At 75.0% G+C, this 25,557-nt stretch carries 21 protein-coding genes and 2 pseudogenes; 15 read left to right on the forward strand and 8 right to left on the reverse strand.

Annotation, left to right across the window (positions count from 1 at the left end):
* Nucleotides 1-43: 43 nt before the first annotated feature.
* Entirely contained in the window at nucleotides 44-640 is a 597-nt protein-coding gene (locus AB0L40_RS15615) for a TIGR00645 family protein (RefSeq protein ID WP_364356150.1), read from the reverse strand.
* Between the two features lie 236 nt (nucleotides 641-876).
* Here AB0L40_RS15615 and AB0L40_RS15620 point away from each other — a divergent pair, with 236 nt between their 5' ends.
* Nucleotides 877-1,797 carry a phosphoribosylaminoimidazolesuccinocarboxamide synthase gene (locus AB0L40_RS15620; protein ID WP_364356153.1) on the forward strand — a complete coding sequence of 307 codons (921 nt, stop codon included), beginning with the start codon at nucleotides 877-879 and terminating at the stop codon, nucleotides 1,795-1,797.
* Between the two features lie 182 nt (nucleotides 1,798-1,979).
* Here AB0L40_RS15620 and AB0L40_RS15625 read toward each other — a convergent pair whose 3' ends face one another.
* Nucleotides 1,980-2,309 carry a DoxX family protein gene (locus AB0L40_RS15625; RefSeq protein WP_364356156.1) on the reverse strand — a complete coding sequence of 110 codons (330 nt, stop codon included), beginning with the start codon at nucleotides 2,307-2,309 and terminating at the stop codon, nucleotides 1,980-1,982.
* A gap of 101 nt (nucleotides 2,310-2,410) precedes the next feature.
* Here AB0L40_RS15625 and AB0L40_RS15630 point away from each other — a divergent pair, with 101 nt between their 5' ends.
* Both AB0L40_RS15630 and AB0L40_RS15635 read left to right on the forward strand, forming a co-directional pair.
* A complete protein-coding gene (locus AB0L40_RS15630) occupies nucleotides 2,411-3,466 on the forward strand; it encodes an aldo/keto reductase (protein ID WP_364356158.1) in 1,056 nt (351 codons plus the stop codon).
* Between the two features lie 171 nt (nucleotides 3,467-3,637).
* Nucleotides 3,638-6,019 (forward strand): CocE/NonD family hydrolase, encoded by a 2,382-nt coding sequence (locus AB0L40_RS15635; RefSeq protein ID WP_364356161.1) that lies wholly within the window; start codon nucleotides 3,638-3,640, stop codon nucleotides 6,017-6,019.
* 174 nt (nucleotides 6,020-6,193) lie between these two features.
* Here AB0L40_RS15635 and AB0L40_RS15640 read toward each other — a convergent pair whose 3' ends face one another.
* Complete coding sequence (locus AB0L40_RS15640) at nucleotides 6,194-7,417, reverse strand: MFS transporter (RefSeq protein ID WP_364356164.1); 1,224 nt, start codon at nucleotides 7,415-7,417, stop codon at nucleotides 6,194-6,196.
* Between the two features lie 212 nt (nucleotides 7,418-7,629).
* Between AB0L40_RS15640 and purS the strand changes: the two genes are divergently transcribed.
* From purS to AB0L40_RS15665, 5 genes are all read left to right on the forward strand, one after another.
* Nucleotides 7,630-7,872 (forward strand): phosphoribosylformylglycinamidine synthase subunit PurS, encoded by a 243-nt coding sequence (purS, locus tag AB0L40_RS15645; RefSeq protein WP_364356167.1) that lies wholly within the window; start codon nucleotides 7,630-7,632, stop codon nucleotides 7,870-7,872.
* 2 nt (nucleotides 7,873-7,874) lie between these two features.
* On the forward strand, nucleotides 7,875-8,549 hold the full coding sequence (gene purQ, locus AB0L40_RS15650) for a phosphoribosylformylglycinamidine synthase subunit PurQ (protein ID WP_364356170.1): 675 nt from the start codon (nucleotides 7,875-7,877) through the stop codon (nucleotides 8,547-8,549).
* Nucleotides 8,542-11,019, forward strand: a complete 2,478-nt coding sequence (gene purL, locus AB0L40_RS15655) for a phosphoribosylformylglycinamidine synthase subunit PurL (protein ID WP_364356172.1) — start codon at nucleotides 8,542-8,544, stop codon at nucleotides 11,017-11,019. Before purQ ends, purL begins: the two co-directional genes overlap by 8 nt.
* A gap of 89 nt (nucleotides 11,020-11,108) precedes the next feature.
* Nucleotides 11,109-11,849: a RelA/SpoT domain-containing protein gene (locus AB0L40_RS15660; RefSeq protein WP_364356175.1), complete on the forward strand. Its 741-nt coding sequence runs from the start codon at nucleotides 11,109-11,111 to the stop codon at nucleotides 11,847-11,849.
* 45 nt (nucleotides 11,850-11,894) lie between these two features.
* Nucleotides 11,895-12,167 (forward strand): hypothetical protein, encoded by a 273-nt coding sequence (locus AB0L40_RS15665; RefSeq protein WP_364356178.1) that lies wholly within the window; start codon nucleotides 11,895-11,897, stop codon nucleotides 12,165-12,167.
* Between the two features lie 43 nt (nucleotides 12,168-12,210).
* On the opposite strand, the gene AB0L40_RS15670 is transcribed toward AB0L40_RS15665, so the two are convergent.
* Nucleotides 12,211-12,927 (reverse strand): exonuclease domain-containing protein, encoded by a 717-nt coding sequence (locus AB0L40_RS15670; RefSeq protein ID WP_364356181.1) that lies wholly within the window; start codon nucleotides 12,925-12,927, stop codon nucleotides 12,211-12,213.
* Between the two features lie 168 nt (nucleotides 12,928-13,095).
* Between AB0L40_RS15670 and AB0L40_RS15675 the strand changes: the two genes are divergently transcribed.
* A complete protein-coding gene (locus tag AB0L40_RS15675) occupies nucleotides 13,096-13,644 on the forward strand; it encodes a hypothetical protein (protein ID WP_364356184.1) in 549 nt (182 codons plus the stop codon).
* Nucleotides 13,645-13,964: 320 nt separating this feature from the next.
* Here the strand turns inward: AB0L40_RS15675 and AB0L40_RS15680 are convergent, their stop codons facing one another.
* From AB0L40_RS15680 to AB0L40_RS15690, 3 genes are all read right to left on the reverse strand, one after another.
* Nucleotides 13,965-14,828, reverse strand: a complete 864-nt coding sequence (locus AB0L40_RS15680; protein ID WP_364356187.1) for an urease accessory protein UreD — start codon at nucleotides 14,826-14,828, stop codon at nucleotides 13,965-13,967.
* A 164-nt stretch (nucleotides 14,829-14,992) separates the two neighbouring features.
* Entirely contained in the window at nucleotides 14,993-15,775 is a 783-nt protein-coding gene (gene ureG / locus AB0L40_RS15685) for an urease accessory protein UreG (RefSeq protein WP_364356190.1), read from the reverse strand.
* 104 nt (nucleotides 15,776-15,879) lie between these two features.
* Nucleotides 15,880-16,566 carry an urease accessory UreF family protein gene (locus tag AB0L40_RS15690; RefSeq protein WP_364356193.1) on the reverse strand — a complete coding sequence of 229 codons (687 nt, stop codon included), beginning with the start codon at nucleotides 16,564-16,566 and terminating at the stop codon, nucleotides 15,880-15,882.
* A 252-nt stretch (nucleotides 16,567-16,818) separates the two neighbouring features.
* Here AB0L40_RS15690 and AB0L40_RS15695 point away from each other — a divergent pair.
* Nucleotides 16,819-16,950, forward strand: a pseudogene (locus AB0L40_RS15695) (glyoxalase); the annotation flags it as partial.
* A 158-nt stretch (nucleotides 16,951-17,108) separates the two neighbouring features.
* Here AB0L40_RS15695 and AB0L40_RS15700 read toward each other — a convergent pair.
* Nucleotides 17,109-17,216, reverse strand: a pseudogene (locus AB0L40_RS15700) (beta-ketoacyl-ACP reductase); the annotation flags it as partial.
* 244 nt (nucleotides 17,217-17,460) lie between these two features.
* Here AB0L40_RS15700 and AB0L40_RS15705 point away from each other — a divergent pair.
* The 5 genes from AB0L40_RS15705 (at nucleotide 17,461) to AB0L40_RS15725 (ending at nucleotide 25,401) form a co-directional block, all read left to right on the forward strand.
* Nucleotides 17,461-19,860, forward strand: coding sequence for a LuxR C-terminal-related transcriptional regulator (locus AB0L40_RS15705; protein WP_364356197.1), 2,400 nt, complete (start codon nucleotides 17,461-17,463; stop codon nucleotides 19,858-19,860).
* Entirely contained in the window at nucleotides 19,860-20,237 is a 378-nt protein-coding gene (locus AB0L40_RS15710; protein ID WP_364356200.1) for a response regulator, read from the forward strand. Before AB0L40_RS15705 ends, AB0L40_RS15710 begins: the two co-directional genes overlap by 1 nt.
* Nucleotides 20,238-20,374: 137 nt before the next feature.
* Nucleotides 20,375-23,257: an ATP-binding protein gene (locus AB0L40_RS15715; RefSeq protein WP_364356203.1), complete on the forward strand. Its 2,883-nt coding sequence runs from the start codon at nucleotides 20,375-20,377 to the stop codon at nucleotides 23,255-23,257.
* A gap of 230 nt (nucleotides 23,258-23,487) precedes the next feature.
* The gene (locus AB0L40_RS15720; RefSeq protein ID WP_364356206.1) at nucleotides 23,488-23,916 is read left to right on the forward strand and encodes a CoA-binding protein; all 429 of its coding nucleotides are present in this window, start codon (nucleotides 23,488-23,490) and stop codon (nucleotides 23,914-23,916) included.
* A 417-nt stretch (nucleotides 23,917-24,333) separates the two neighbouring features.
* Nucleotides 24,334-25,401 (forward strand): SGNH/GDSL hydrolase family protein, encoded by a 1,068-nt coding sequence (locus AB0L40_RS15725; RefSeq protein ID WP_364356209.1) that lies wholly within the window; start codon nucleotides 24,334-24,336, stop codon nucleotides 25,399-25,401.
* Nucleotides 25,402-25,557 lie beyond the last annotated feature (156 nt).

Below are 25,557 nucleotides of genomic sequence, written 5' to 3' on the forward strand. Positions count from 1 at the left end.
CGGCGCGTCCGGTCCCGGCCGCCGGCCCGGGCCACGGCGTGGCTCAGGCCGCGTCGGCGGGGGCCGTCGCCGCGACGTGCGCGACGTGCTGGCGCTCCATCAGGAGCGCCTTCTGCGACAGCCAGTCGATGAACGACAGCGCCACGGCGGAGACGATGAACGCCATGTGGATGATCGTCTGCCACATCATCACGTCGTTGCTGGGCCCGCCCGGCTCGCCGGCCTCGATGAAGGTCTTCAGCAGGTGGACCGACGAGATGCCGATGATCGACATCGCGAGCTTGACGTTCAGCACGTTCGGGTTGACGTGCGAGAGCCACTCCGGCTGGTCCGGGTGGCCGGACATCCGGATCCGGGAGACGAAGGTCTCGTAGCCCCCGATGATCACCATGATCAGGAGGTTCGCGATCATCACGACGTCCACGAGGCCGAGGACGATCAGCATGATGTCCGCCTCGCTCAGGTCGTTGAAGTCCGCGACGAGGTGCTTCAGCTCCTTCATGAAGTGGGCGACGTAGACGCCCTGCGCCACGATCAGGCCCAGGTACAGCGGGGCCTGCAGCCAGCGGCTGAAGAAGATCGTGCCGCCGATGTAGCGGCCGAAGCCGCCGTCGCGCGGGGGTGGGATCGGGGTGCTCACGAGCGGGAGGTGGTCCTCGGGTGGTGGGCGGGGAGGGCCGGGCGCGGGGCGCCCGGCAGCGGCGGCGGAGTATGCCGCCCGGGACTGAAGCGAGCGTCAAGGTGTCATATGCGCGAGTGAGACGCCATGAGAGTGCCAACGCGCCACCCCCGATCCGGGGGGCTGGCGGAGGTCGCCACACCCCCGGAGGCCCCTCTCCCGGGAGCCCGCGGCCGGGGGCCGGTAGCCTGCCCGCCGTGAGCAGCCTCGACGCCCTCCGCCTCGTCGCCCGCGGCAAGGTCCGCGACATCTACGACGCGGGCGCGGACCGGCTGCTGCTCGTCGCGAGCGACCGCATCTCGACCTACGACGCGGTGCACCCCAACTCGATCCCGGGCAAGGGCGCGGTCCTGACCGGGGTCTCGGCCTTCTGGTTCGACCAGACGGCCCACATCGTCCCGAACCACGTGGTCAGCTACACCGACGGCGTCCCGGTCGAGGCGCGTGGCCGCGGGGTCGTCGTCCGGAAGCTGCGGATGCTGCCGATCGAGGCCGTCGTCCGCGGGCACGTCACCGGGTCGGCGTGGAAGGACTACCTCGCCACCGGCCACGTCTCCGGCATCGAGCTGCCGGCCGGGCTGCAGGAGAGCCAGGAGCTTCCCGTCCCGCTCTTCACCCCCTCGACGAAGGCCGACGTCGGCGACGGCCACGACGAGGCGATCGACTTCGCGCGCGCCGCGGAGCTGCTGCGCCCGGTGGCGGAGGACGGCGACGGCGAGGCCCTGGCCACCCGCGTCCGCGAGGCCGCGATCGCGCTCTACCGCCACGCGCACGAGCACGCGCGGTCCCGCGGCGTGATCCTCGCCGACACGAAGTTCGAGTTCGGCCTCGACCCCACGACGGGCCAGCTGATCCTCGGCGACGAGGCGCTGACCCCGGACTCCTCGCGCTACTGGCCGGTCGACGGCTTCGTCGTCGGCACGACCCCGCCGTCGTTCGACAAGCAGTACGTGCGCGACTGGGCGACCGCGTCGGGCTGGGACAAGAACCCGCCGGCGCCGGCGATCCCCGACGACGTCGTCGCCGGCACGCGCGACCGCTACGCCGAGGCGTACGAGCGGATCACGGGGGAGCCGCTGTCGGCCTGGTACGAGCGGACGGGCGCCGGCACGGGCTGAGGGTTCGCCCGCCGGCCGCCGTCCGCCCGCCGTCCGGGCGGCGGAGCACGGGCGCCGGGCGGACGGCCACTCCGTCACTCGGCGCCCCCCCCACGGCGGTGGACCCCGGCGCGGCGGGGTCCGACCCTCTGTGTCTCAGGATGGGTTGGCCGGTGTGGTTGCCGGTGGGAGGCTTCTCCTCTTCAGAGGGTGACGAGGGCGATGACGGCGATGAGTCCCGTGATCGGCGCCGCGGCGGTCATCGCGGGCGCGTCGTGGCCCTTGACGTGGACCCAGGTGGCGATCGCCATCGCGACGATCATCCCGAGGGCCGAGACGATCGCGGCGCCGTCGTTGGCGATGCCCACGAGCGCGAGGATCGCGAGCACGACCTCGATCACGCCGATCGGGAACCGGAGCGTCGACTCGATCGGCCAGCGCTCGAAGTTGTCGACCGTGAACGGCACGCCCGCGACCTTGGCCGCACCCGCCGCGCCGAAGATCAGGGCGAGGACGATGAAGAGGACGGCCATGACCGGACAGTACCCGCCGCCCCGGAGGTCGTCACGGGACGCCGCGGGGACCGATCCCCCGTACCGGCGGCGGCGCGCGGCGCCGGTCGTATGGTGCAGGCATGGAATTCCGCAACCTCGGTCGTACCGGCATGCAGGTCAGCCCCCTCTGTCTCGGGGCGATGATGTTCGGCGCGTGGGGGGAGCCCGACCACGACACGTCGATCGGGATCATCCACCGCGCGCTGGACGCCGGGATCAACTTCATCGACACCGCCGACGTCTACTCGCAGGGCGAGTCGGAGATCATCGTCGGCAAGGCGCTTTCGCAGGGCCGCCGCGACGACGTGATCCTCGCGACGAAGTTCCACGGCCCGATGGACGTGCCGATGGGCGAACCGGGCGGCGACCCGAACAAGAAGGGCAACTCCCGCCGCTGGATCGTCCAGGAGGTCGAGAACTCGCTGCGCCGCCTCGGCACCGACTGGATCGACCTCTACCAGGTGCACCGCCACGACGCCTGGACCGACCACGAGGAGACCCTGTCGGCGCTCACCGACCTGCGCACGCAGGGCAAGATCCGGGCGTTCGGCAGCTCGACGTACCCGGCGCACGAGATCGTCGAGGCGCACTGGGTGTCCGAGCGGCGCGGCCTGGCCCGGTACGCCACCGAGCAGCCGCCGTACTCGATCCTCGTCCGCGGCATCGAGAAGGACCTGCTGCCCGTCGCCGAGCAGTACGGCATGGGCGTCATCCCCTGGAGCCCGCTCGCCGGCGGCTGGCTGACCGGCCGCTATCGCAAGGGGCAGGCCGCGCCGGAGTCCAACCGGGCGAAGCGGATGCCGGGGCGCTACGACCTGTCGAAGCCGGGCAACCAGGCCAAGCTCGACGCCGCCGACGAGCTGGCGGTGCTCGCCGAGGAGGCCGGGATCACCCTCGTGCACCTCGCGCTCGCCTTCGTGCTGCAGCACCCCGGGGTCACCGCGCCGATCGTCGGCCCGCGCACGATGGAGCAGCTGGAGACGCAGCTCGGCGCCGTCGACGTCGTGCTCACGAAGGACGTCCTGGACCGCATCGACGAGATCGTCCCGCCCGGCGTGACGCTCTCGGCCGCCGACGCGGGCTACGTCCCGCCGGCGCTGTCGGACCCGTTCCTGCGCCGCCGCCGCATCGCCTGAGCCCGCGGCGACCGCGCGGCCGGCCGGAAAAGCAACCCCACATCCGGCCACCACGCGAACGATTTCCCCCTGCGGAGGGCGCCCCGGCCTACGGTGCTGTGTCGCGACTTCTCGCGATGGTCCTCGGGCCCCTCCGGCCCGCGGGTCGGATGGGACCAGGAGGGGAGCGACATGAGGACTATCCCGATGCTCGGTGCGGTGGCCGCGGCCCTGGCGTTCGCGCCGGCCGCCCACGCGGCCCAGCCGTTCACCAGCGTGTTCCAGGACGCGCCATCACCCCTGACGTGCACGGTGCAGACCGGGGCCCGGGCCGGCCAACGCTGGTGCGGCTCCGTCAACAGCGCCTCGAGCGCGACGCCGACGGCCGCGCCGACGGTCGTCCCGAGCTTCGACGGCACCCCGATCGACGCCACCGTGGCGCTGCCGCCCGCGCCGGCCTCCGGGCCCGACGGCGGCTTCCCCGTCGTCGGCATCTACCACGGCTACGGCGGCTTCAAGGCGTCGCTCGACGGCGCCGCGGCGCAGCGCTGGCTCGCGCAGGGCTACGCGGTCTTCTCGATCACCGACCGGGGCTTCTGGGGCTCGTGCGGCCTGCTGATCTCGCCCAAGCCTCCGTCGTGCGCCAAGGGCTACATCCACCTGATGAGCAACGCCTACGAGGTGCACGACGCGCAGCAGCTGCTCGGCATGCTCGCCGACGACGGCGCCATCGACCCGCAGCGCATCGGCGCGACGGGCGGCTCCTACGGCGGCGGGATGTCCGCGCAGCTCGGCGCGCTGAAGGACCGCGTCCTGCAGACCGACGGCACGGTCGTCCCCTGGACGAGCCCCCGTCGGCACCTCCCGATGCAGATCGCGGCGACCGCGCCGGAGTACGGCTGGTCCGACCTGACGCAGGCCCTGATGCCCAACGGCAGCGGCCTCGACTACGCCGCCGAGAACCCGTACACGGGGCCCGCCGGCGACCGGCGCTTCGGCATCCAGAAGAACATCTGGAACCTCCAGCTCTACGGCGGCGGCCTGCAGGCCGGCTACTACGCGGCACCGAACGCGGACCCCGTCGCGAACATCTCGATCTGGCTGAACACGAACCTCTCCGGCGGTCCGTACGACGGCGAGCCGTTCGTCGACCAGCAGCTGGAGCAGTTCCCGAGCCACGGCTCCTACGGGGTCGACGACGGCGTGGCTCCGGCCCCGGCGCTCCTGTCCAACGGGTGGAACGACGACCTCTTCCCGGTCGACGAGGCGCTGCGGTACTACAACAAGATCCGCGCGGACCACCCGGACACGCCGATCTCGATGATGCACCTCGACTTCGGCCACGGCAACCGCGCGGCGACCCCGTCGGCGGACGGCGCCGCGCGCCTGGCCACGGCCGAGAACGCGTGGTTCGCGCACTACGTCCGCGGCGACGGCCCGACGCCCGACGACGCGGTCGGCGGCGTCACCGCGGTCACGAGCGTCTGTCCGGTCGGCACCGACGGGACGGCGTACCGCGCGAAGAACTGGGCGTCCCTGGCGCCCGGCGAGATCCGCGTCCAGGACGCCGCGGCGCAGACGATCGCGCCGGACACCGCCCCGGCGACGATCTTCTCGCCGCCGCTGCCGACGTCGCCCTCGTCGGCCAACCCGACGGTCTGCACGAGCGGCCCGAACACGCCGACCGTGGGTGCGGCGCGCTACGAGACGGCGCCCGCGCCCGACGGCGGGTTCACGATCGCCGGCGCGCCGACGATCGTCGCGGACCTGACCGTGCCGTACGTCAATGACGCGGTCATCGGTCGGCTCTACGACGTCGACGTCTCCGGGGGCACGCAGCGCCTGATCGCCCGCGGGACGTACCGGCCGACGGGCGTGTCCGGCACGACCCGCCAGGTGTTCCAGCTGCACCCGCAGGCGTGGCACGTGGACGCGGGCCACGTGGTGCGGCTCGAGCTGCTGGGCCGGGACGCACCGTACGCGCTGGCCGCGTCCGGCCAGACGGCGGTCGGCGTGGCGAACCTGGAGCTCCGGCTCCCGACGATCGACGCTCCCGGCGCGGCCGGCGGCCTGGTGACCGCTCCCGCGGCGAAGGTCCTGCCGAAGGGCTACGAGCTGGCCGCCGACCTGCGCCCGGCGGTCACGGAGCCCCCGGCACCGCCGGCCGCCCCGGCGCCGGTCGCGCCCGCGCCGGACGTCCCGGCGGCGCCGAAGCCGGCGGCGCCGAAGGACGCGCTGACCGCCGACGTGGCCCTCGCGGTCCTGCGGCGCCCGACCACCCGGGCGACGGTCTCGGCGTCGCGGCGCACCGTCCGGTTCTCCGACCGCCTGCCCGAGGCCGGGCGCGCGTCGTACCGCCTGACGCTGCGGGTGAAGGGGAAGGACCGGACCGTCGGCACGGGCGAGCGGCGCGTGACGAAGCTCGGCACGATCGTCGTGACGATCAAGCCGACGACGGCGGGCCGCGCGCTGCTGAAGGCGCACCCGCGGACGTCGCTGCGGCTGCGTACGTCGTTCGTGACCGCGATCGAGCGCCGGACGCTCGTGTCGGTGCGGACGGTGGGGCGGAAGTAGGACGCGGCGGGCGCCGGCCCGCGGCCGGGGCCGGCGCGGGCGTCTCCGGGGACGCCCGGGCCCGGGCCGAGTGGGGGGCGTCCGGCCGGGCGTCGCCGCGGCGTCGTCCGCCGGCCGGTCGGCGCAGGGCGGCGTCGTGGCCGCTTCGGCGGGGCGGCCGCCCGGCTCCGAGCGTCAGTCCGCCGGGGTCGGCACGACGTCCGCCGCGACCACCGGGGCGTCCCGCGCCGACCGGTGCGCGAAGAGGATCGCCAGCGCCACGCCCAACGAGCCGATCAGCGCGCCGACCCACCCGAGCGCCGCGTAGCCGAACCCGGCGTTGATCGCGACGCCTCCCAGCGCCGGGCCCAGCGCGTTGCCGAGGTTGAAGGCGCCCTGCGCGGCGGCCGACGTCAGCGTCGGCGCCTCCGACGCGACGTCCATCGCCAGCGCCTGCATCGGCGTCGCGGCCGTGAACGCGACCGTGCCGAGGAGGAAGACCAGGAGGATCGCCGCCGGCGCCCAGTGGGCGCCCGCGACGAAGAGCAGCAGCACGACGACCATCGCGGCGAGCAGCACGGGGATCACGCGCGTCAGGTCGCGTCCGCGCGTGACGACGTCGACGAGCCGGGTGCCGACGACCATCCCGAGGCCGAGTACGGCCAGGACCGGGAGGACCGCGTTCTCCGACAGGCCGGCCTCGTCGGTCATCAGGGGCTTGATGTAGCCGACGATCGTGAAGAGTCCGCCGAAGCCGAAGACGATCACCGCGAGGGCGAGCCAGACGCGGCCGCGGCGGAAGGCGGCGACCTCGCTGCGCAGGGACGTGCCGGCCGACATCGGCGGGATCAGGCGGGCGATCGCCACGACGCTGATCAGCCCGAGGACCGCGATCGCCCAGAACGACGCGCGCCATCCGAGCTCCTGGCCCATCAGCGTGCCGAGCGGGACGCCGACGACGTTCGACAGCGCCAGGCCCGTGAACATCGACGCGACCGCCTTGTGGCGCTGCTCGGGGCGGACGAGCTCCGAGGCGACGACGGCGCCGATGCCGAAGAACGCGCCGTGCGGTAGGGCGGACAGCACGCGGCTGACGAGCAGCAGGCCGTAGGACGGCGCGATCGCCGAGAGGACGTTGCCGACCGTGAAGATCGCCATCAGCCCGAGCAGCATCCGGTGGCGCCGCACCTTCGTCCCCGCCGCGGTCATCAGTGGCGCGCCGATCACGACGCCGATCGCGTAGCCGGAGACCAGCAGGCCCGCGGTCGGGATCGAGACGTCGAGGTCGCCCGCCACCTCGGGCAGCAGGCCGATGATCGTGAACTCGGTCGAGCCGATCGCGAACGCCGCGATCGCCAGCGCGAGGATCGCGATCGGCAGGCGCCGGGAGACTGGTTCGGCGGCGGCGTACGAGGACACGGGAGGGGCGGGCGCGCGACGACGGGGGCGTGTCCGGAGCGACCGGCCGTTCACGCCCGGTCAAGAACGACCATGATCGCACACGATGGATCGGGCGGCCGGGGTCGTCCGGGGCCCAACAGCTACCATCCGCCCGTCACGAGCGCTCGCCGAGGCCCCGTGCGGGGGCGGGCGGGCATCGGTTCCATCGATCCCGCAAGGACCCCGCCGCGATGCCTCACGTCCGCATCCTCATCCGGCCCAAGGCCGGCATCCTCGACCCGCAGGGGACGGCCGTCGAGCAGGCGCTGCCCCAGCTCGGCTTCGAGGGCGTCTCGAACGTCCGCATCGGCCGGCTCGTCGAGCTCGACGCCGCCGACGCGACCGAGGTCGCCGCGATCTGCGACCAGCTCCTCGCGAACCCGCTGATCGAGGACTACGAGATCCAGGTCGACGGCGCCGCCCTGGCGTCGTAAGCATGCCTCTGCGCATCGGTGTACCTCAGTTCCCGGGGAGTTGCGACGAGGTCGACGCGCTGCTCGCCGCCGGCCACGTCGGCGACGCGGAGCTGCTCTGGCACCGCGACCGCGACCTCAAGGGCGTCGACGCGATCGTCGTCCCGGGCGGCTTCTCCTACGGCGACTACCTCCGCGCCGGCGCGATCGCCGGACTCAGCCCCGTGATGGACGCCATCGCCGCGTTCGCGAAGGACGGCGGGCCGGTCCTCGGGATCTGCAACGGCTTCCAGGTCCTCTGCGCCGCCGGGCTGCTGCCGGGCGCGCTGCTCCAGAACGCCGACCGCCGCTTCGTGCTGCGCCAGGTCGAGCTGTCGGTCGAGACGACCGACACCGACTGGACGTCCGCCGCCGAGCCCGGCCAGCTGCTGTCGATCCCCGCCAAGCACCAGTCGGGCCGCTGGTGGGCGCCGTCGGAGCTGCACGCCGAGATCGCCGACCAGGAGCAGATCGTCTTCCGCTACGCCGCGGGCGGCAACTTCAACGGCTCGCTCGACGACGTCGCCGGCGTCTGCAACGAGGGCCGCAACGTCGTCGGCCTGATGCCGCACCCCGAGCACGCCGTCGACCCGCTCACCGGGTCCACCGACGGGCTCGTCCTCTTCCGCTCGCTGCTCCAGGGAGCCACGAATGTCTGAGCACCCCACCCTCCCCGCGCCCCGCGACCTGCCGGCCGGCGCCGTCCCCGAGGGCGACGCCCCGGGGCTCGAGAACGCCAAGGCCCTCGGCCTCACCGCGTCGGAGTACGACCTCGTCGTGCAGAAGCTCGGCCGCGAGCCCGTGCAGGTCGAGCTGGCGATGTTCTCGCTGATGTGGAGCGAGCACTGCTCGTACAAGCACTCCAAGAAGCTGCTGGGGACGCTCCCGACCGAGGGTCCGGCGATCGTCCTGGGCCCGGGCGAGAACGCCGGCGCGGTCGACGTCGGCGACGGCTGGACCGTGGCCTTCAAGGTCGAGTCGCACAACCACCCCTCGGCGGTCGAGCCGTTCCAGGGCGCCGCCACCGGCGTCGGCGGCATCCTGCGCGACATCTTCGCGCTCGGCGCCCGGCCGATCGCGGTGCTCGACGCGCTGCGCTTCGGCGAGGTCGACACCGACGAGGTCGACGCCTCCGGCGCCCCGGTCGGCGAGCCGGGCGACACCGCCGGGACGCGCCGCTCGAAGTTCCTGCTCGACGGCGCGGTGCGCGGCATCGGGCACTACGGCAACTCGATCGGCGTGCCGAACATCGGCGGCGACGTCTACTTCGAGGGCCCGTACGAGACCAACTGCCTCGTCAACGCGATGGCGCTCGGGCTGGTCCGTGAGGAGCGCCTGATCCGCTCCGCCGCCACCGGCGTCGGCAACGTCGTCGTGCTCTTCGGCGCCGCGACCGGCGCCGACGGCATCGGCGGCGCGTCGGTGCTGGCGTCCGCCGAGCTCGGCGAGGACGACGCCTCCAAGCGCCCGACCGTGCAGGTCGGCGACCCGTTCGAGGAGTCCAAGCTCGTCGAGTGCTCGTTGGAGCTGCTCGAGCTCGACCTGCTCGTCTCGCTGCAGGACCTCGGCGCCGCCGGACTGACGTCCGCCGCGTCGGAGATGGCGAGCAAGGGCGAGGTCGGCCTCGACCTCGACGTCGCGCTCGTCCCGCGCCGCATGGAGGGCCTGCAGCCCTTCGAGGTGATGGTCTCGGAGTCGCAGGAGCGCATGCTCTGCGTCGTCACGCCCGACAAGGTCGACGAGGTCATCGCGATCACGGACAAGTGGGACGTCCACGGCACCGCGATCGCCGTCGTCACCGACACCGGCAGCTTCCGCATCTTCGACGGCGACGCCCTCGTCGGCGACATGCCGATCCCCGCGCTCGTCGACGACTGCCCGCTCTACGACATCTACCCCGAGAAGCCGACGGAGTCGATCTACCCGGCGCCGCCGCGGCGGATCGCCGACGGCCTCGACGCCGGCGCCGCGCTGCTCGCGCTGCTGGGCTCGTCGAACGTCGCCGACCGCCGGCCGCTGTTCGAGCAGTACGACTCGATCGTCCAGTCGCGCACGGTTCGCCGTCCCGGTCAGACGGATGCCGCCGTGCTGATGGTTCCGGGGCCGGCTTCGCGGTTCTCGGTCGGTGGCGGGGACGCCGCCGGTGCCGGCCACCCGGCGGTCGCGCCCGAGGCCGGCGCTGCGCCGACCGGCGCCGCGGGCGAGCCCGCGACCGGTGCGGACGGCGGTACGGGCGACGCCCGCGACGCCGCCGCGGCCGGGAAGCCGATCTCCGGCGTCGGCGTCGCGATCGACGGCTCCGGCCGCCGCGTCGCCGCCGACCCGTACGTCGGCACGATCTGGAACGTCCTGGAGTGCGCCGCGAACCTCGCGTGCGTCGGCGCCGAGCCGCTGGGCCTGACGAACAACCTGAACTTCGGCAACCCCGAGAAGCCGCACATCGCGTGGCAGCTGACCGAGGCCGTCCGCGGCCTGGGCGACGCCTGCCGCGCGGTCGGCTCGCCGGTCGTCGGCGGCAACGTCTCGCTCTACAACGAGGGCACCACGGGCCCGATCTACCCGACGCCGGTCGTCGGCATGGTCGGCAAGGTCCCGGACGTCTCCGTGACCGCGCCGGTCGGGTTCGCCGCCGACGGCGACCTCGTCGCGATCGCCGGCTCGTTCTCGCCGCAGCTGGCGCTGTCCGAGATCGCCAAGCTCGAGGGCGGCGCGATCCCCGACGGCCTGCCCGCCTGGGACCTGGAGCGCACCGCGGCGGCGATCGCCGCGGTCCGCGACACCGTCCGCGAGGGTGCGCTGTCGAGCTGCCACGACATCGCCGAGGGCGGCCTCGTGACCGCCCTGGCCGAGTCGGTCCTCGCCGGCGGCGTCGGCGCGACGATCGAGCTCTCGCCGTTTGCGCAGGACGACGCCGACGGCCGCGCGTCGCTCTTCGGCGAGGCGCCGGGCGGCTTCGTCGTCTCCGGCCCCGCCGAGGCGCTGGCCACCCTGGCCGAGCGCACGGCCGTCACGGTCATCGGCACCGTCGGCGGGGGCACGCTCGGCGTCCGCTGCGGCGAGCAGGCGCTCGAGCTGCCGCTGGCCGACCTCGACGCCGCGCACGCGGCGCTGGGGCGGCTCTTCGCGTAGGTGGGCGGGGTCCGGCCGTCGTCCGGCCGGACCCTCGGCGACAACCGGGAAGCGTCCACACCCGCCGCCCCGACCGGCAGACTAGATACGTGCCTGCCGCCGATACCGATCCGCCCTCGAAGGGGGCGATCAACCGGGCAGGCCGCCGCCTTGCTGCGGCCCTCATCCCGCCCGAGGACAAGCGCGCCGGCCCGGAGACGCTCGAGTTCTACAAGCACGGATTCCGCGACGAGACCGACCTCCTGGATACGGCCGCCACCGTGCGTGCCTGGCGCGCGGACCACGCGTACCCGCTCCGCAAAGTCAGTGCCAATCTCCGCCACTACGTGCAGGACTCTTCGGACACGCAGGTGACGCAGCGGCTCAAGAAGTTCGGGACGGTCATCCAGAAGCTCAGGCGTTTTGATCGCATGGATCTCACGCAGATGGACGACATCGGTGGGTGCCGTGTCGTGACGCGGGACATGGATGACGCGCGGGCATTGTTCGCGCGGCTCGGGTCGAACTGGGACGTCCGCCGTACCCGTGACTACGTGTCCCAACCGAAGCCGGACGGCTACCGGGCTCTGCACCTCGTCGCCGTCAGGGATGCGCGGTTCGTCGAGATCCAGATACGGACACCGCTCCAGGACCTGTGGGCCAATGTCGTCGAACGAGACGGTCGCCGGTTGGGAGTCGGACTGAAGTTCGGGCGCGGGAACGATCGGGTCCGTGAGGACTATCGGCGGATGGCGGACCTGCTGGCTGCGGAAGAGCGCGGCGAGGTTCCCGCGGCCGAGGATCTCGGCGCGCTACGTGATCGGTTCGATCCGCTGGGTGGGTCCGGTTGACGCGCGTGGTTCAATCGATGTGCACCTCGCGACGAGACCTCTGCGATGACTGACCCGATCAAGCACTTCCTCCTGACGTTCGACGTCGACCGGCAGAGCGCCGACGTCGAGTCGTTCGGCGAGGACTACGACGCAGCTTTGGAGGCGTACTCGGACGCGGAACTCAGGACCGGCGAGGACGCTCGGATCGAGGTCGTGCTGCTCGGCGCCGACTCCCTCGAAACCCTGAAGAAGACGCACTCGAGCTACTTCATGGACGCGAGCGCGGAACACCCGTTCGCCGCTCACCTCCGCGTCGCAAGCGCGCCGCGCATCTGACGGCCCTCGACGAGAGCCGTCAGCCGCTCGAGACGACGCGCCGTCAGACCGCGAGCAGCACCGGCACGCAGGGCCACGCGGGCTCGACGCGCTCGGGCCGGCCCTGCGCCGTGAAGTACTCCTCCAGCGACGCGGCCTGCTCGGCGGCCCACGCGACCTGCTGGCGGTGCAGCTCGGCGAGCTCGGCGCCGCCGATGTCGATCAGCGTCGTCGCCATCCGCCAGGCCACGCGGGCGGCGGCCAGCGCGTCGGCGTTGGCGTCGTGCGCGTCGGTCAGCGGCACGCGGTGGTGCTCGCAGACGGCGCTCAGCGTGCGGCGGCCGCGGCGGTAGCGGTCGACCTGCTTGTCGATCACGAACGGGTCGATCACCAGCAGGCGCTCGGTCCCGCCGATGCGGTCGATCAGCGGGACGACGCCGTGGCGGCGCGCCTCGCGGTCGAGGATCGTCAGGTCGAAGCGGGCGTTGAAGGCGATGATCGGCACGCCGGCGAGCTGCTGCTCGGCCAGCAGGGCCGTGATCTCCCCGATCGCGTCGACCGGGTCCTGGCCGCCCGCGCGGGCCTGCTCCGTCGTGATCCCGTGGACGGCGCTCGCGCCCTCGGGGATCTCGACGCCCGGGTCTACGAGCCACGCGCGCGAGGCCGTCGGCAGCCCGCCGCCGACGATGCTGACCGCGGCCGTGACCACGCGGTCGGACTCGACGTCGATGCCGGTCGTCTCGATGTCGAACGCCGCCAGGCGGTTGCTGTACCAACTCACCGATCGAAGGTAGCGCCGGCGTCGGACGGCGTCCGCGGGCGGCCCGGCCACCCGCGACGGGCACCGAACGGCCCGGTGTACGTCCCGCCCCGGCGCCGGTCGCATCGCGCGGCCACGACCGGCCGGCGTCCCGGCGCGGACGTCCCGGCGTGCGGGTACCGTCCGCCCGTGCTCGAGCACGACCTCTGGTCGCCGGGGCTGCTGACCGTCCGGACGACCCGCCACCGCCGCGACGGCCACGCGGCCGAGGTCCTCCGGGACGGCCGACGCGTGGCGGAGGTCGACGACGGGGGGTTCGTCCGGGCGACGACCGGCCTCGTCCTCGCCGAGGCGCCGCTCGGTCCGGGCACCGCCCACGCCGCGGTCCTCGCCGTCGAGGTCTTCGGCGTGCCTCGCGGGGAGGTCCGCGCCCGGTCGGCCGCCGACTCCTGGCGACGGCGGCGCCTGGACGCCGAGCTCGTGGTCGGCGGCGACGTCGTCGCCCTGCTGCGGACGACCGGCCGGTGGGGCGAGGAGGCGGTCGTCGTCGCCGGGACCGCGGAGCTGGCGACCCTGGCCCGGTTCGACCACCTGCGCGGGGTCCGGCGCACCGTCTCGGCCTGGGACCTGGAGGTCGCCGAGATCCCGGACGAGCGGCTGCGGGCGGTGACGATCGCGGCGCTCCTGCGGCTCGGGACGCTCCGCGCGGCGGCGGCGGCGCGGCGGCCTCGCGGCTGACCGGGCGCTCCCGGGGCGGCGCGGGCTCCCGGCCGGTCGTGGCCGTGCGTGGCCCGTGCCGGTCGTGGTCGTGGCGGCCCGTGCCGGTCGTGGTCGTGCGTGGTCGTGCGTGGTCGTGGTCGTGCGTGGTCGTGCGTGGTCGTGGCGGGCCGTGCCGGTCGTGGTCGTGCGTGGCCCGTCCCGTCGTGGTCGTGCGCGGCCGTGGCGGGCCGTGGCCGTCGTGATCGTGCGTCGCCGTGGCGCGTCGTGGCTTCAGCCAGGCACCGTGCGCTCGGGCGCGCGTCGCGCCCGCCGGCCGCGGACGTCGTCGTCTGGTCGCGTCAGGTGATCGGACGCCGCGGGGCGGGCAGGCCGAGCGCCGGCCGGGCGAGCACCCGGGCGGCGTGCAGGGCGCGGTAGAGGACCGTGGCGTCGCGCGCCACGACGCGCCCGACGATCAGGGCGTCGTCGACCGCCGACGCCGAGGCCAGCGTGCCCGGGACCGCCCCGAGCGCTCGGTGGAGGTCGTCCGCCAGGTCGGTCGCGGTCCCGGCCGGCCGGTCGGTCGGCAGCACGACCACGACCGTCGCGACCAGGTCCGCCCCGTCGAACGGCTCGCCACCGGGGCCGAGGACCGCGCCGTCGTGCAGCAGCGGGCGGCCGTCGCGGGCGACTCGCATCCGGACGTCGACGTGGTCCCAGGCGAAGCGCTCACCGCGGCCCGAGCGGCCCGCCGACAGGGTCTCCCAGAGGAGCAGGCCGGCCGCGGGCGCGACCTCGACCGCGGTGCGCTGGAGGATCGCCGCGCGGGCGTAGGGGACGAGGTGGTGCGGCGCCCACTCCAGGACGGCGTCGCCCTCGAGCGCCATGCGCGCGTGGAGCTCGGTGCGAGCCGGCGGGAGGCCGACGGCGGCGCCGCACACCCGGTTGGCGCCCTGGGTGACGACGGACGCGCGCGTTCCGGCCCGGGCACGCAGCAGCGTGTCCATGCGGTCCCCGGCGAGCAGGCCCCCCGACGGGTTGGTGATCTGCAACTCGCCGACCCCGTCGCCGTCGACGTCCGCGATCCGCACCGTCCCGCTGGGGAAGACGATGTCCTGCGCCGCGACCACGGTGGCCGGCCCGCGGCGCTCGAGGGTCACGTCGAGGCGGCCGTGGCGGTGGGTGGTCGTCGCGGGGCCGGGGGCGCGGGGCGGAGCGACCACCACCGCCCCGGCGGGTGCGTCCGCCGGTCGGGTCGGCTCTCCGCCCGGTACCGCCGGGTCGCGGGTCGGGGTGCTCATCGGGGCCCGCGGGCGCGCCGGGGCGGCCCGGCGGTCGCGCCGCCGTCCCGGCCCGGGCCCGGTGTCGTCGGGGTGCTCACCCGCGCCTACGCGTGGTCGTGGGAGTGCCCGTGGTCGTGCGCGTGGCCGTGGTCCTCGGCGGGCTCGTGGCGGTGGTCGGGCTCCGGCGCGCGGTGGTGGTGGTCGTCTCGCAGCGTCGAGGTGGCGGCGGTCCACTCGCCGCGCTCGGCGACGCCGACCACCCAGTCGACGACGTCGTCGAAGCCGTCGCCGTGCATGACGGAGACCGCGAGGGTCGGCGCGCCGGCGCGCAGGGCGTCGGCGTCGCGGACCATCATCGGGACGTCGGAGTGGACCAGTGGCGCGAGGTCGACCTTGTTGATGACGAGCAGCTCGGAGCGGGTCAGGCCGGGGCCGCCCTTGCGGGGGACGTCGTCGCCGCCGGCCACGTCGATGACGTAGATCGCGCAGTCGACGAGCTCGGGACTGAAGTTCGCCGCCAGGTTGTCGCCACCGGACTCCACGAGCACGAGCTTCGTGTCGGGGAAGCGGTCCTCGAGGTCCTCGATCGCCCGGGCGTTCATCGAGATGTCGTCGCGGATGGCCGTGTGCGGGCAGCCGCCGGTCTCGACGCCGACGATCCGCTCGGCCGGGAGGACGTCCGCGCGCAGCAGGGCCTCGGCGTCCTCCCGGGTGTAGATGTCGTTGGTCACGACGCAGATCGGGAAGCGGTCGGCCAGCCGGCGGCACAGCTCCGTGACCAGGGCGGTCTTGCCGGAGCCGACCGGGCCGCCGACGCCGATCCGCATCGTCGTCCCGTTGCGGCGCACGGGGTAGGAGGCGAAGTGCATCTGGCTGGGGTCGTGCATGCGGTGGTTCCTGGGTCGGGGTCGGGGTCGGGTCGGGCGAAGGAGGTGGGAGCGCGGTCCGGGCTCGGCGGGACGCGTGGGTCGTCCCGGCGGGCCCGGGGCGATCAGGAGATGAAGAGCCGCACCCGTTGGCGTTCGTGCTGGGCGGAGCGGACGTCGACCTCGGGGACGAACGAGCACGGCTCGGCCGGGTCGATCGCGGCGCTCAGGCGGACGGCGTCGTCGATCGCGTCGCCGGACCGCCACAGCGCGCGCTGGGTGGCGACACCGCCGAGGGGGACGAGCCGCTGCCCGGCGGCGGCGAGCGCCGAGAGCGCCGTGAACGCCTGGGCGCGGGCGGCCGCCTCGGCGTCGACGCCGACGGCCGCGCACGCGACGCCCCATGCGACCGGCAGCGTGCCCGGCGTCTCGCGGGAGCCGACCGCGGCGTGCAGCCCGGCGAGGACCGCGTCGTCGAGCAGCTCGACCGCGGCGATCAGGAAGCGCTCGCCGGTCGCCCGGGACGCCTCGCGGGTCTCGCGCGTGACGCGGGTGGCGTCGACCTCGCGGTCCAGGACGATCAGCGCGTCGAGATCCGGCGCGGCGGCCGACGCCTGCGCGTGGGCGGCGCGGACGGCGACGAGGTCGCTCGTGGCCAGGCCCGTCAGGTGCCGCCGCAGCAGGCGCTCCAGGTCGTGCTCGTCGCGCAGCCCGCCGGCGGCGTGCTCGGCCTCCAGGCCGAGGGAGTGCGCGAACGCCCCCGTCGGGAAGGCCGTGTCGGCGAGCTGGAGGAGACGGGAGAGCGCGGACACGGTCGGGACGGGGCGGGCGGCGGCGCCCGCGGTCATCTTCGCGCTGCGGTGGGCGGCGGGGGCCTGTCCAGGCGGACAGGGCGGGGCGGCAGATCCCGGCCGCGCGGCGCAGGGGCGGCGGTCCGACCGCTCCGAGCGCCCGCCGGCGGGGGGTGATTGCGGACGTTGGCTGACCGTATTCGGACCTCTCGTGGAAGCACGCCGATCGGGCCGTCCCGGCGGCCCGAAACCCCCTCCGGAACCGACCCCGTCATGGACATCAAGCTCGAGCTCGTCATGGTCCCCGTCTCCGACGTCGACCGCGCGAAGGCCTTCTACGTCGACCAGGTCGGCTTCGTGCCCGACCACGACCCCACGATCTCCGAGGACGTGCGCTTCATCCAGGACCACCGCCACACCCACCAGGAGACCGTCCTGCTGGGGAGGTGATCTGGCGGCCGTCGTCTCGGGCGGCGCCCGGTGGTCACGCGCCGTGGCGCCGACCAGGAAACCTTCCCCCCAGGGAGGTGATGTGGCGACCGTCGTCCCGGGCAGGGGCCGTCGAGGTCGACGACCGCGTCCCAGGACTCCTCGCTCAACCGGAAGAGCAGGTCGTCGCGGGTGATCTCGGCGTTGTTGACGAGGACGTCGATCCGGCCGTGGGCACGCACCCGACGTCGTCTGCGACCCGCCGGCGGGGCGGTGGAGACCCACGCCCTGCCGCCGCGTACACCCCCGACGCGCCGGGCTTGGACGGGGCGACCACGCACCGGGCCCGCCCGTGCGGTGGGATGGAGTCGAGTCGACGGCGCCCCTGCGCACCGCGTCCACGCCGATGCCCGCCCCGCGCCCCGTCACCCGCCGCAGCCCGCCCCCCGGCCGTGGTGCGGTCGCGGCCGGGCGCCGGGAGGACCCGTGATCGCGGCCCCGGCGGAGGACCGGGTCTCGGAGTCCGGCCGGCGCGCGGCCGGCGTCGTCTTCCCGCGCACGAAGTTCCACCGACCACCGGCGCGCGACGAGCACGTCCCCCGCACCCGGCTGCTGGACCGCGTGGACCGCAGCGGCGCGCGGATGCTCCACGTGACGGCCCCGCCGGGCTTCGGCAAGAGCACGCTGCTGGCGCAGTGGGCGGCCACCCGGCCCGACGCGACCCGCAGCGCCTGGGTCTCCGTCGACGCCGACGACCGCGGCGCGCGGCTGTGGTCCGCCGTCCTCGCGGCGCTGCACCCGATCCTCGGCGACGCGCTCGACGCCGCGATGGCCGCTTCGAGCGCCCACGACGCCGACCTTCGCGACGACGTCCTCGTCGCGCTCCTCGACGCGCTGTCGGCGACCGAGGACCCGGTCGCACTGGTCCTCGACGACGTCCACCTCGTGCTCGACGACCCCCGCACGCGCTCGAGCATCGACTGGGTCCTCGACCGGCTGCCCGCGCCGCACGCCGTCGCGCTCGGGTCTCGCCGCACCGCGACGCTGCCGGCCCTCGGCCGCCGGCGGATCCACGGCGAGCTGTTCGAGGTCCGCACCGACGAGCTGCGCTTCGGCCGGGACGAGAGCACCGCGTTCGTCCGCGAGGGTCTGGGCCTGGACCTCGCGGACGACGCGATCGCCGCGCTGGACGACCGCGTCGAGGGCTGGCCCGCCGCTCTGTACCTCGCGGCGCTGCGGGTCCGGCTGGGCGAACCGGTCGACGACGTCCTGGGCGGCATGGGTCTCGGCGACGAGGATCTCTTCGGCGGGCTGGCCGACGAGGTGCTCGCGTCGTGGCCGCCCCACCACCGCCGCTTCGTCCGCGAGGCGTCGCTCCTGCACCGCTTCACCGCCGACCTCTGCGTCCGCACGTTCGGCGGCGACCCGGAGGAGACCCGCCAGGCGTTCCGCGAGCTCACGCGCACCTCGCTGCTGCTGATCCCACTGGACCGCTCGCGCACGTGGTTCCGCTGTCACCACCTGCTGCGCGACGTCCTGCGCGGCCGCCTCGACGAGGAGGACCCGGACCGCGCCCGCGAGCTGCACGTCCGGGCCGGCGCGTGGCTGGAGAGCGAGGGCGGCGAGAGCGAGCTCTACGAGGCGCTCGAGCACTACCTCGCCGCGCGGGAGTGGGAGCCCGCGGCCGAGCTGCTCGCGACCCACGGCCTGCGGCTCGTCGGCTTCGGGGTGCTCGGCGCCCGCGCCCGCGGCTGGCTCGCCCGCTTCCCCGCCGAGCTGCTGCACCGCGACGCCCGCCTGGCCTACGTCGCCGCGCTCGTGGCCGCGGTCGACGGCGACCAGGCCGGCCGCGACGCGTGGCTGGCCGCGGGCGCCGAGGCCGGCTGGGACGGCCTGATGCCGGACGGCACCGCGTCGTTCGCCCTGGCGGCCGACGCCCTGGCCGCACTCGTCTGCTTCGACGACGTCGGCGCGTCCGTCGCCGCCAGCGCCCGGGTCCTCGACGCGCTGCCGCGGGCCGCGCCCGCCCGCGCCGCGGTCGAGGCCGCGACCGCCTGGCACGAGCTGCTGTGCGGCCACCAGGACGCCGCCGAGGCGCTCGCGCACCGGGCGCTCGCCGGCCAGGAGCTGCTGCCGGCCGTGGGCCTGCCGCTGGTCGTCCCGCTGTCGCGCGCCGTGCTCGCCCTGGTCGCGCTGGACCGCGGCGTGATCGACGTCGCGGAGGTCCACGTCGCGGAGGCCGAGGCCGCGCTGCAGGCCGGTCCGCTGCGCAGCGCTCCGCAGGCGCTGCCGGTCGTCGCGGCGCGGGCGCGGCTGCTGCTCGTCCACGGCCGCACCGACGAGGCCGCCGTCGCCTGCCGCGCCGGCCTGGAGCAGGCCCGCGGCTGGCGCGACCCGTCGATGATGGTCCCGGCGCTGCTCGTCGAGCTGGCTCGTGCGTGCGTGGCCGGCGGCGACCACGACGGCGCGGCCGACGCATTGCGGGCCGCCCGGGAGCGCGTCGACCCGGCCCGCGACCCCGGCGCCCTGCGCACCGCGATCGCCGCGCTGCCGATCGCCCGCCAGGGCCGGGTCCCCGGCGCCCCGGACGTCGTCGACCTCAGCGAGCGCGAGCTCGACGTCCTGCGCGCGCTGTCGGGGTCCGGCAGCCTGCGCGACGTCGCCGCCGGCCTGCGGGTCTCGCACAACACCGTGAAGACCCACGCCCGCACCCTCTACGCGAAGCTCGGCGTCGGGTCGCGCGCCGAGGCCGTCGGCCGCGGACGCGAGCTGGGGCTGCTGGGCGGCGTCGCGCGCCGCAGCGCGCCGCCGATCCCGTCCGCGGGCGACGCCGAGGGGCCGCCGCGCGTCCGCCCGGCGCTCCCGCCCGACCGAGGAGACCGCTGATGCCCCTCAGCGACCGCACCGTGATGGTGGTGGAGGACCACCAGTTCCAGCGGCTGACGATGCTCCAGATCCTCGCCAACCTCGGGGCCGGCGAGCTGCTGGAGGCCGCCGACGGCGAGGACGCCCTGGCGCTCGTGGACGGCGGGTCGGTGCCCGATGTGGTCCTCTGCGACCTCGACATGCCGGGGATCGACGGCGTCGCGTTCCTGCGCGAGCTCGTCGCCCGCGGGGTGCAGGCCGAGGTCGTGATCGTGTCCGGCCTCGAGGGCGATCGCCTGGCGGCGGCGGAGGCCGAGACGCGGGAGGCCGGCGTGCTCCTGCGCGGCACGATCTCGAAGCCCCTGACCGCCCGGCGACTGCTGTCGGTGCTGACGTGAGCGGGCCGGCGCCGGGCGCGGCACCCGACGGGCGGCCACGGCGCGCGGCCGCAGACGCGGCACCGCGTGGCGCGCGCAGCGGTCGCCGGTCCCCATCGATCCGCCAGGCCCTCGGCGGCCTGCTCGGGATCGTCGTCGTGCTCGCCGTGGCGCTGCTGTTCGTCACCGTCATGCAGCTGCGCACCGCGAACGACCGCACCACGGCCGAGCAGTCACGGATGACGTCGTTCCGCCTGGCCGACCAGATGCGCCAGACGTCGAACGACCTCACGCGGATGGTCCGGCTCTACGTCTCGACCGGCAAGCCGAAGTACCGCGAGTACTACGACCAGATCCTGGCGATCCGGGCCGGGAAGGCCCGCCGGCCGCTGAACTACGACTCGTCGTTCTGGGACCGCGTGCTCAACCGCGGCCCCAACGGCATCGCGACGGGCCCGCCCGCGTCGCTGAACGCGCTGATGCGGCGAGCGCACTTCTCGACGGAGGAGTTCAAGGCGCTCGGCGCGTCGCTGGCCGCGTCCAACGCCCTGGCGATCACCGAGAAGCAGGTGATGAACCGCGTCGCGCCGCGGATCGAGCAGGGCGTCGACGCGGACTACCCCAAGGACGTCGCCGCCGAGTACAAGCGCCTGGTCGACGACCAGTACCACCTGATGAAGGACCGGATCATGGAGGCGATCGAGCGGTTCACCACCGTCGTCGACCGCCGCACCGGCGCCCGCGCCGACGCGCTGCAGGCCCGCACCAACCGGCTGCTCGTCGCCCAGGGATCGCTGCTGGCGCTGCTCGTCCTGGCCTTCGCCTTCGTGCTCGCGTACTCGGCCCGTGCGGTCGTCCGGCCGCTCGGCCGCCTGACCGCGGTCGCGCGGCGAATCCGCGGCGGCGACTGGTCGCAGCGTGCGACGCCCGCCGAGGGCGTCCGCGAGCTGCGCGAGCTCGCCGGCGACTTCGACGAGATGGCCGACGCCGTCCAGCGCGACCTCGCCGGCCGGATGCGCGCCGAGCAGGAGGCCCGCGACGCCCAGGGCCGCCTGCGCAACATCGCCGACCGCGTCCCCGGCGCCGTGTTCCAGTTCCACGTCGACCCCGACGGCGCGGTCTCCGTCCGCTTCGCCTCGCGCGACGCGTCGATCCACGGCACCGACGCCGAGGTGGAGTTCCCCGCCGTCGCCCGCGCGGTGCTCGCCGCCGACCGCGGGGCGTGGCTGGACTCGATCGTCGCGGCCGCGCGCTCTGGCGGATCGTGGGAGCACGAGTACCGGATCATGGGCCCGGGCGGCGCGCTGAAGTGGATGCGCGCGCAGGCCGTCGCGCGGACGGGCGACGACGGGTCCGGCGACCTCTACGGCTACGTCAGCGACATCACCGACCAGAAGGCGCTGCAGGCCGACCTGCTGCGCGCGCGGGAGGAGGCCGAGAGCGCCGACCGCGCGAAGTCCGCCTTCCTGGCGATGGTCTCCCACGAGCTGCGCACGCCGCTGGTGGCGGTCACCGGGACGCTCGAGGTGCTCGCGCTCGACGAGCTGGAGGACCGCCAGCGCGAGCTCGTCGACGTCGCGCTGCGCTCGGCGTCGACGCTGCTGGCCGTCATCGGCGACGTCCTGGACTTCTCGAAGATCGAGTCCGGGCACCTCGACCTCGACCCCCGGCCGGTCGCCGTCGGACGGCTCGTCGAGGAGCTCTCGGCCCAGTACCGCCACACCGCCGCGGCCAAGGGCGTGCGCCTGCGGGCCCGGGTCGACCCGGCGCTCGCGCCCGTCCACGCGGCCGACGCCGACCGCCTGCGCCAGGTCCTCGGCAACCTCGTCTCCAACGCGATCAAGTACACGCCGGGCGGCGAGGTCGACCTGCGCGTGGTGGTCGCGGGGGAGGGGACGGCGCCCGAAGTCGGGACGGCGGGCCGGGTCGCCGAGGGCGGGGCGCCGGCCGACGCGGCGGAACCGACCGCCACCCGTCCCGCGGCCCAGCGCGTCACCTTCGAGGTCCAGGACACCGGGATCGGGATCGCGCCGGAGGACCAGGAGCGGCTCTTCGTGCCGTTCGCGCAGGCGCACGCGCGGACCGACGGGACGGGCCTCGGCCTCGTGATCGCCCGGCAGCTCGCCGAGGCGATGGGCGGCACGCTGACGATGGACAGCGCGGTGGGCGCGGGCACGACGATGCGCCTGGCGCTGTCGCTGCCCGTCTCGACGGTCGACGCGCAGGCGGTGCTCGCCGGCCGGCCCGGCGGCACGACGGCGCGCCGGCGCCTGCCGACCCGCGCCGAGGCCGTGCAGGACCGCAGCCTCGTCCTCCTCGTCGAGGACCACCCCGTCAACCGCGCGGTCCTGCGCCGACAGCTCGAGACGATCGGGTTCGTCACCGACGTCGCCGCCGACGCGGGCGAGGCCCTCGAGCGGCTGCGCTCCGAGCGCTACGGGCTCGTCCTCAGCGACGTCCAGCTGCCCGACCGCGACGGCTACGCGCTCGTCCGCGAGTGGCGGGCCGAGGAGCGCGCGATCCCCGGCCGCGAGCGCGTCCCGATCGTCGCCCTGACCGCCAGCGCCGTGCACGGCGAGGAGGAGCGGTGCCGGGCGTCCGGGATGGACGACCTCGTCACGAAGCCCGCCCCGATGGCGGTCCTCGCCGGCACCCTGCGCCGCTGGCTGCCGCACGTCGCGTGGGCCGAGGCCGTGACCGCCGGCCCGCCCGGTACCGGCGGCTTCGACCTCGACGTCCTGCGCGAGGTGACGGAGGGCGACGTCGAGCTCGAGGAGCTGCTGCTGCGCACCTACGCCGAGTCGATGCGCGAGGACCTCGCCGCCGCCGAGCGCGCGCTGGAGGACGCCGACCGCGACGGCCTGCGCCGCGTCGCCCACCAGGTCGTGGGCGCCAGCCGCACGGTCGGCGCCCGTCGCGTGGCCGACGCCGCCCTGCGCCTGCAGCGCGCGCTCGACGACGGCGACCCCGACCCCGTCGAGCTGGAACGGCTCGTCGAGTCGCTGCGGCAGGCGACCGGGGCGGTCGTGGCGGTGGCGTAAGGGGGGGCGGGCCGCCGGGCACGGGGCCGGCCGGGGGTCGCATCGAGTTCCGTACCTGGGTGGTACCGACGTCGACGGGCGTCGAGCGGGCGTCCCCGGCCGGCCGGGGACGCATCGAGTTCCGTACCTGGGCGGTACCGACGTCGACGGGTGGCGCGGCGCCGACGGGAGCCGCGGGCCGGCGCCCTCCACCAGCGGGCCGGCGGACGCCGGGGCGTAGCCTCGGATCCATGAGCAGCACCATCGACGGGGTCGACGACGAGACCGTGCGCGCGCTGCTGGCGACGCCCCGCACCTGGGCGGTCGTCGGCTGCTCCCCGCGGCCGGACCGCGACAGCCACCGGATCGCCGCGCTCCTGCAGGGCCGCGGCAACACGATCGTCCCGATCCACCCGAAGGCGTCCGAGATCCTCGGCGAGCGGGCCTACCCGTCGCTGGCGGCCGCCCGCGAGGACCACGCGATCGAGGTCGTCGACGTGTTCCGTCGGTCGGAGGAGGCCGGGGTGCACGTCGACGAGGCCGCGGAGATCGGCGCGGGCGCGGCGTGGCTCCAGCTCGGCGTGATCGACGTCGCCGCGGCCGAGCGAGGCCGGGCGGCGGGGCTCACGGTCGTGATGAACCGCTGCCCCGCGATCGAGTACCCGCGGCTGCGGATCTGACGGGCGCGGCAGACGCCGCTCTGCCGCCGTCCCCGGCGCCGGCCGCGCACACCGTCGCCCGGCCACGCCGTCGTGACCACCTGACCACCGTGCGGTGACCGTCGGGTGAAACCGGCGGAAAGCGCTCGCCGGGCTGTCCGTGGCGCCCTACCCTGCGGCGCATGGACGAACCATCGGCGTCCCCACCCGAGACCGTCTGGGGGGTGATCCGCGCGCTGCTGCAGGCGGTCGTCGCGGTCGCGTTCGTGCTCGAGGAGATGCCCGCGACCGGGGCGTTCGTGGGCGCGGTGGCCGTCGCCACCGCGGTCTACGAGACGCTCCGCTGGACCCGGTGGCGACGACGCCCCTTGCGTGAAATGGCGGATCCCGACAGCCTTTCGGTGGTTTCGACGACGCCGAGCGGGTACCCTCGCGTCCGTGTTCCCCCGACACCCCGCCGCCGGACGAGTCCGGCTCCTCGTGCTGTCCGCGTGTCTCGCGGCGCTCCTCGCGCTGCCCGCGTCGTCCTCCGCGGCGCCGCCGGTCGGCGGCAAGGCCTACGTCGCGCTCGGTGACTCGTACTCGTCGGGCCCGGGGCTGGACCCGACCCGCGAGGCCGGCTGCGGTCGCTCGCAGGTGAACTACGCGTCGCGGGTGGCCGGCGCGTTCGGGCTCGGCGCCGAGCGCCGCGGCCGCTGGGCGGATTACAGCTGCGCCGGCGCGAGCGCGACCACGAACGCGGGCACCCCGATCAGCGTCGTCGACCAGATCGGCTGGGCGGTCGGCGACCGGGCGCTCGGCCCGGCGACCCGCACCGTCACCTTCACCGCCGGCGGCAACGACGGCTGGGTCGGCAAGGACCACGACACGCTCTACGAGGTCCTCACGGAGTGCATCCGGGCCGGCACCCCGTGCGGCCCCGCGCGCCGGGCCGGGCCGATCGCGCAGCTCCTCCCGGAGTTCCTGACGAGCCTCCTGCCCAGCGGCGTCATGCGGCTGGTGTCGTCGGTGCTCGCCGGCGACGACGAGCAGGGCCGCTGGCTCTCGCCCGCCGACCTGACCCCGGCGCGGATGACGGCGAAGCTCCGCCCCGCGGTGACGGCGATCCGGGCGCGCGCCAGGAACGCCACCGTCGCGATCGTCGGCTACCCGCGCGTCGTGCCCCCCGCGGGATCCGCGGGCTGCGCCGGCCCGCTCGGGCTCGGCTGGAGCCTCGACCCGGACGAGATCGTCTACCTGGACGGGCTGCTGGCCGCCTACGACCGCGCCCAGCGCGCGGCGGTCGCGGAGCTGAACCGCACCGCCGGTCCCGTCGAGTACGTCGACCTGCGGACCCCGAGCACGGGCCACGACCTCTGCGCGGGCGGTCAGGGCTGGGTCAACGCGCCGATCCTCGCCGGCCTCGGCTTCCTCGGCGACAGCCTGCACCCGAGCATCTCGGGCATGGACCAGATCGCCGACGCGGTCGAGGCCGTGGCCAGCGCCGCGGGCCTGCGGCGGCGCTGAAGGGGCGGCGGCTCGGCCGTCCGGGACGTGCACCACGCCGCGAGATCGTGGAATCAATCATCTAGAAGACCGCTGAAGAAGTCGTTCTGGTGGTGCGTGCGGGAACGGCGAGCCGCGGCACGTCGTTGGGGTGATTTTCGGATCGGTGCCCCGGGC

Origin of the sequence: Patulibacter sp. NPDC049589 (genome assembly GCF_040675535.1) — a bacterium.
Lineage (GTDB): Bacteria > Actinomycetota > Thermoleophilia > Solirubrobacterales > Solirubrobacteraceae > Patulibacter.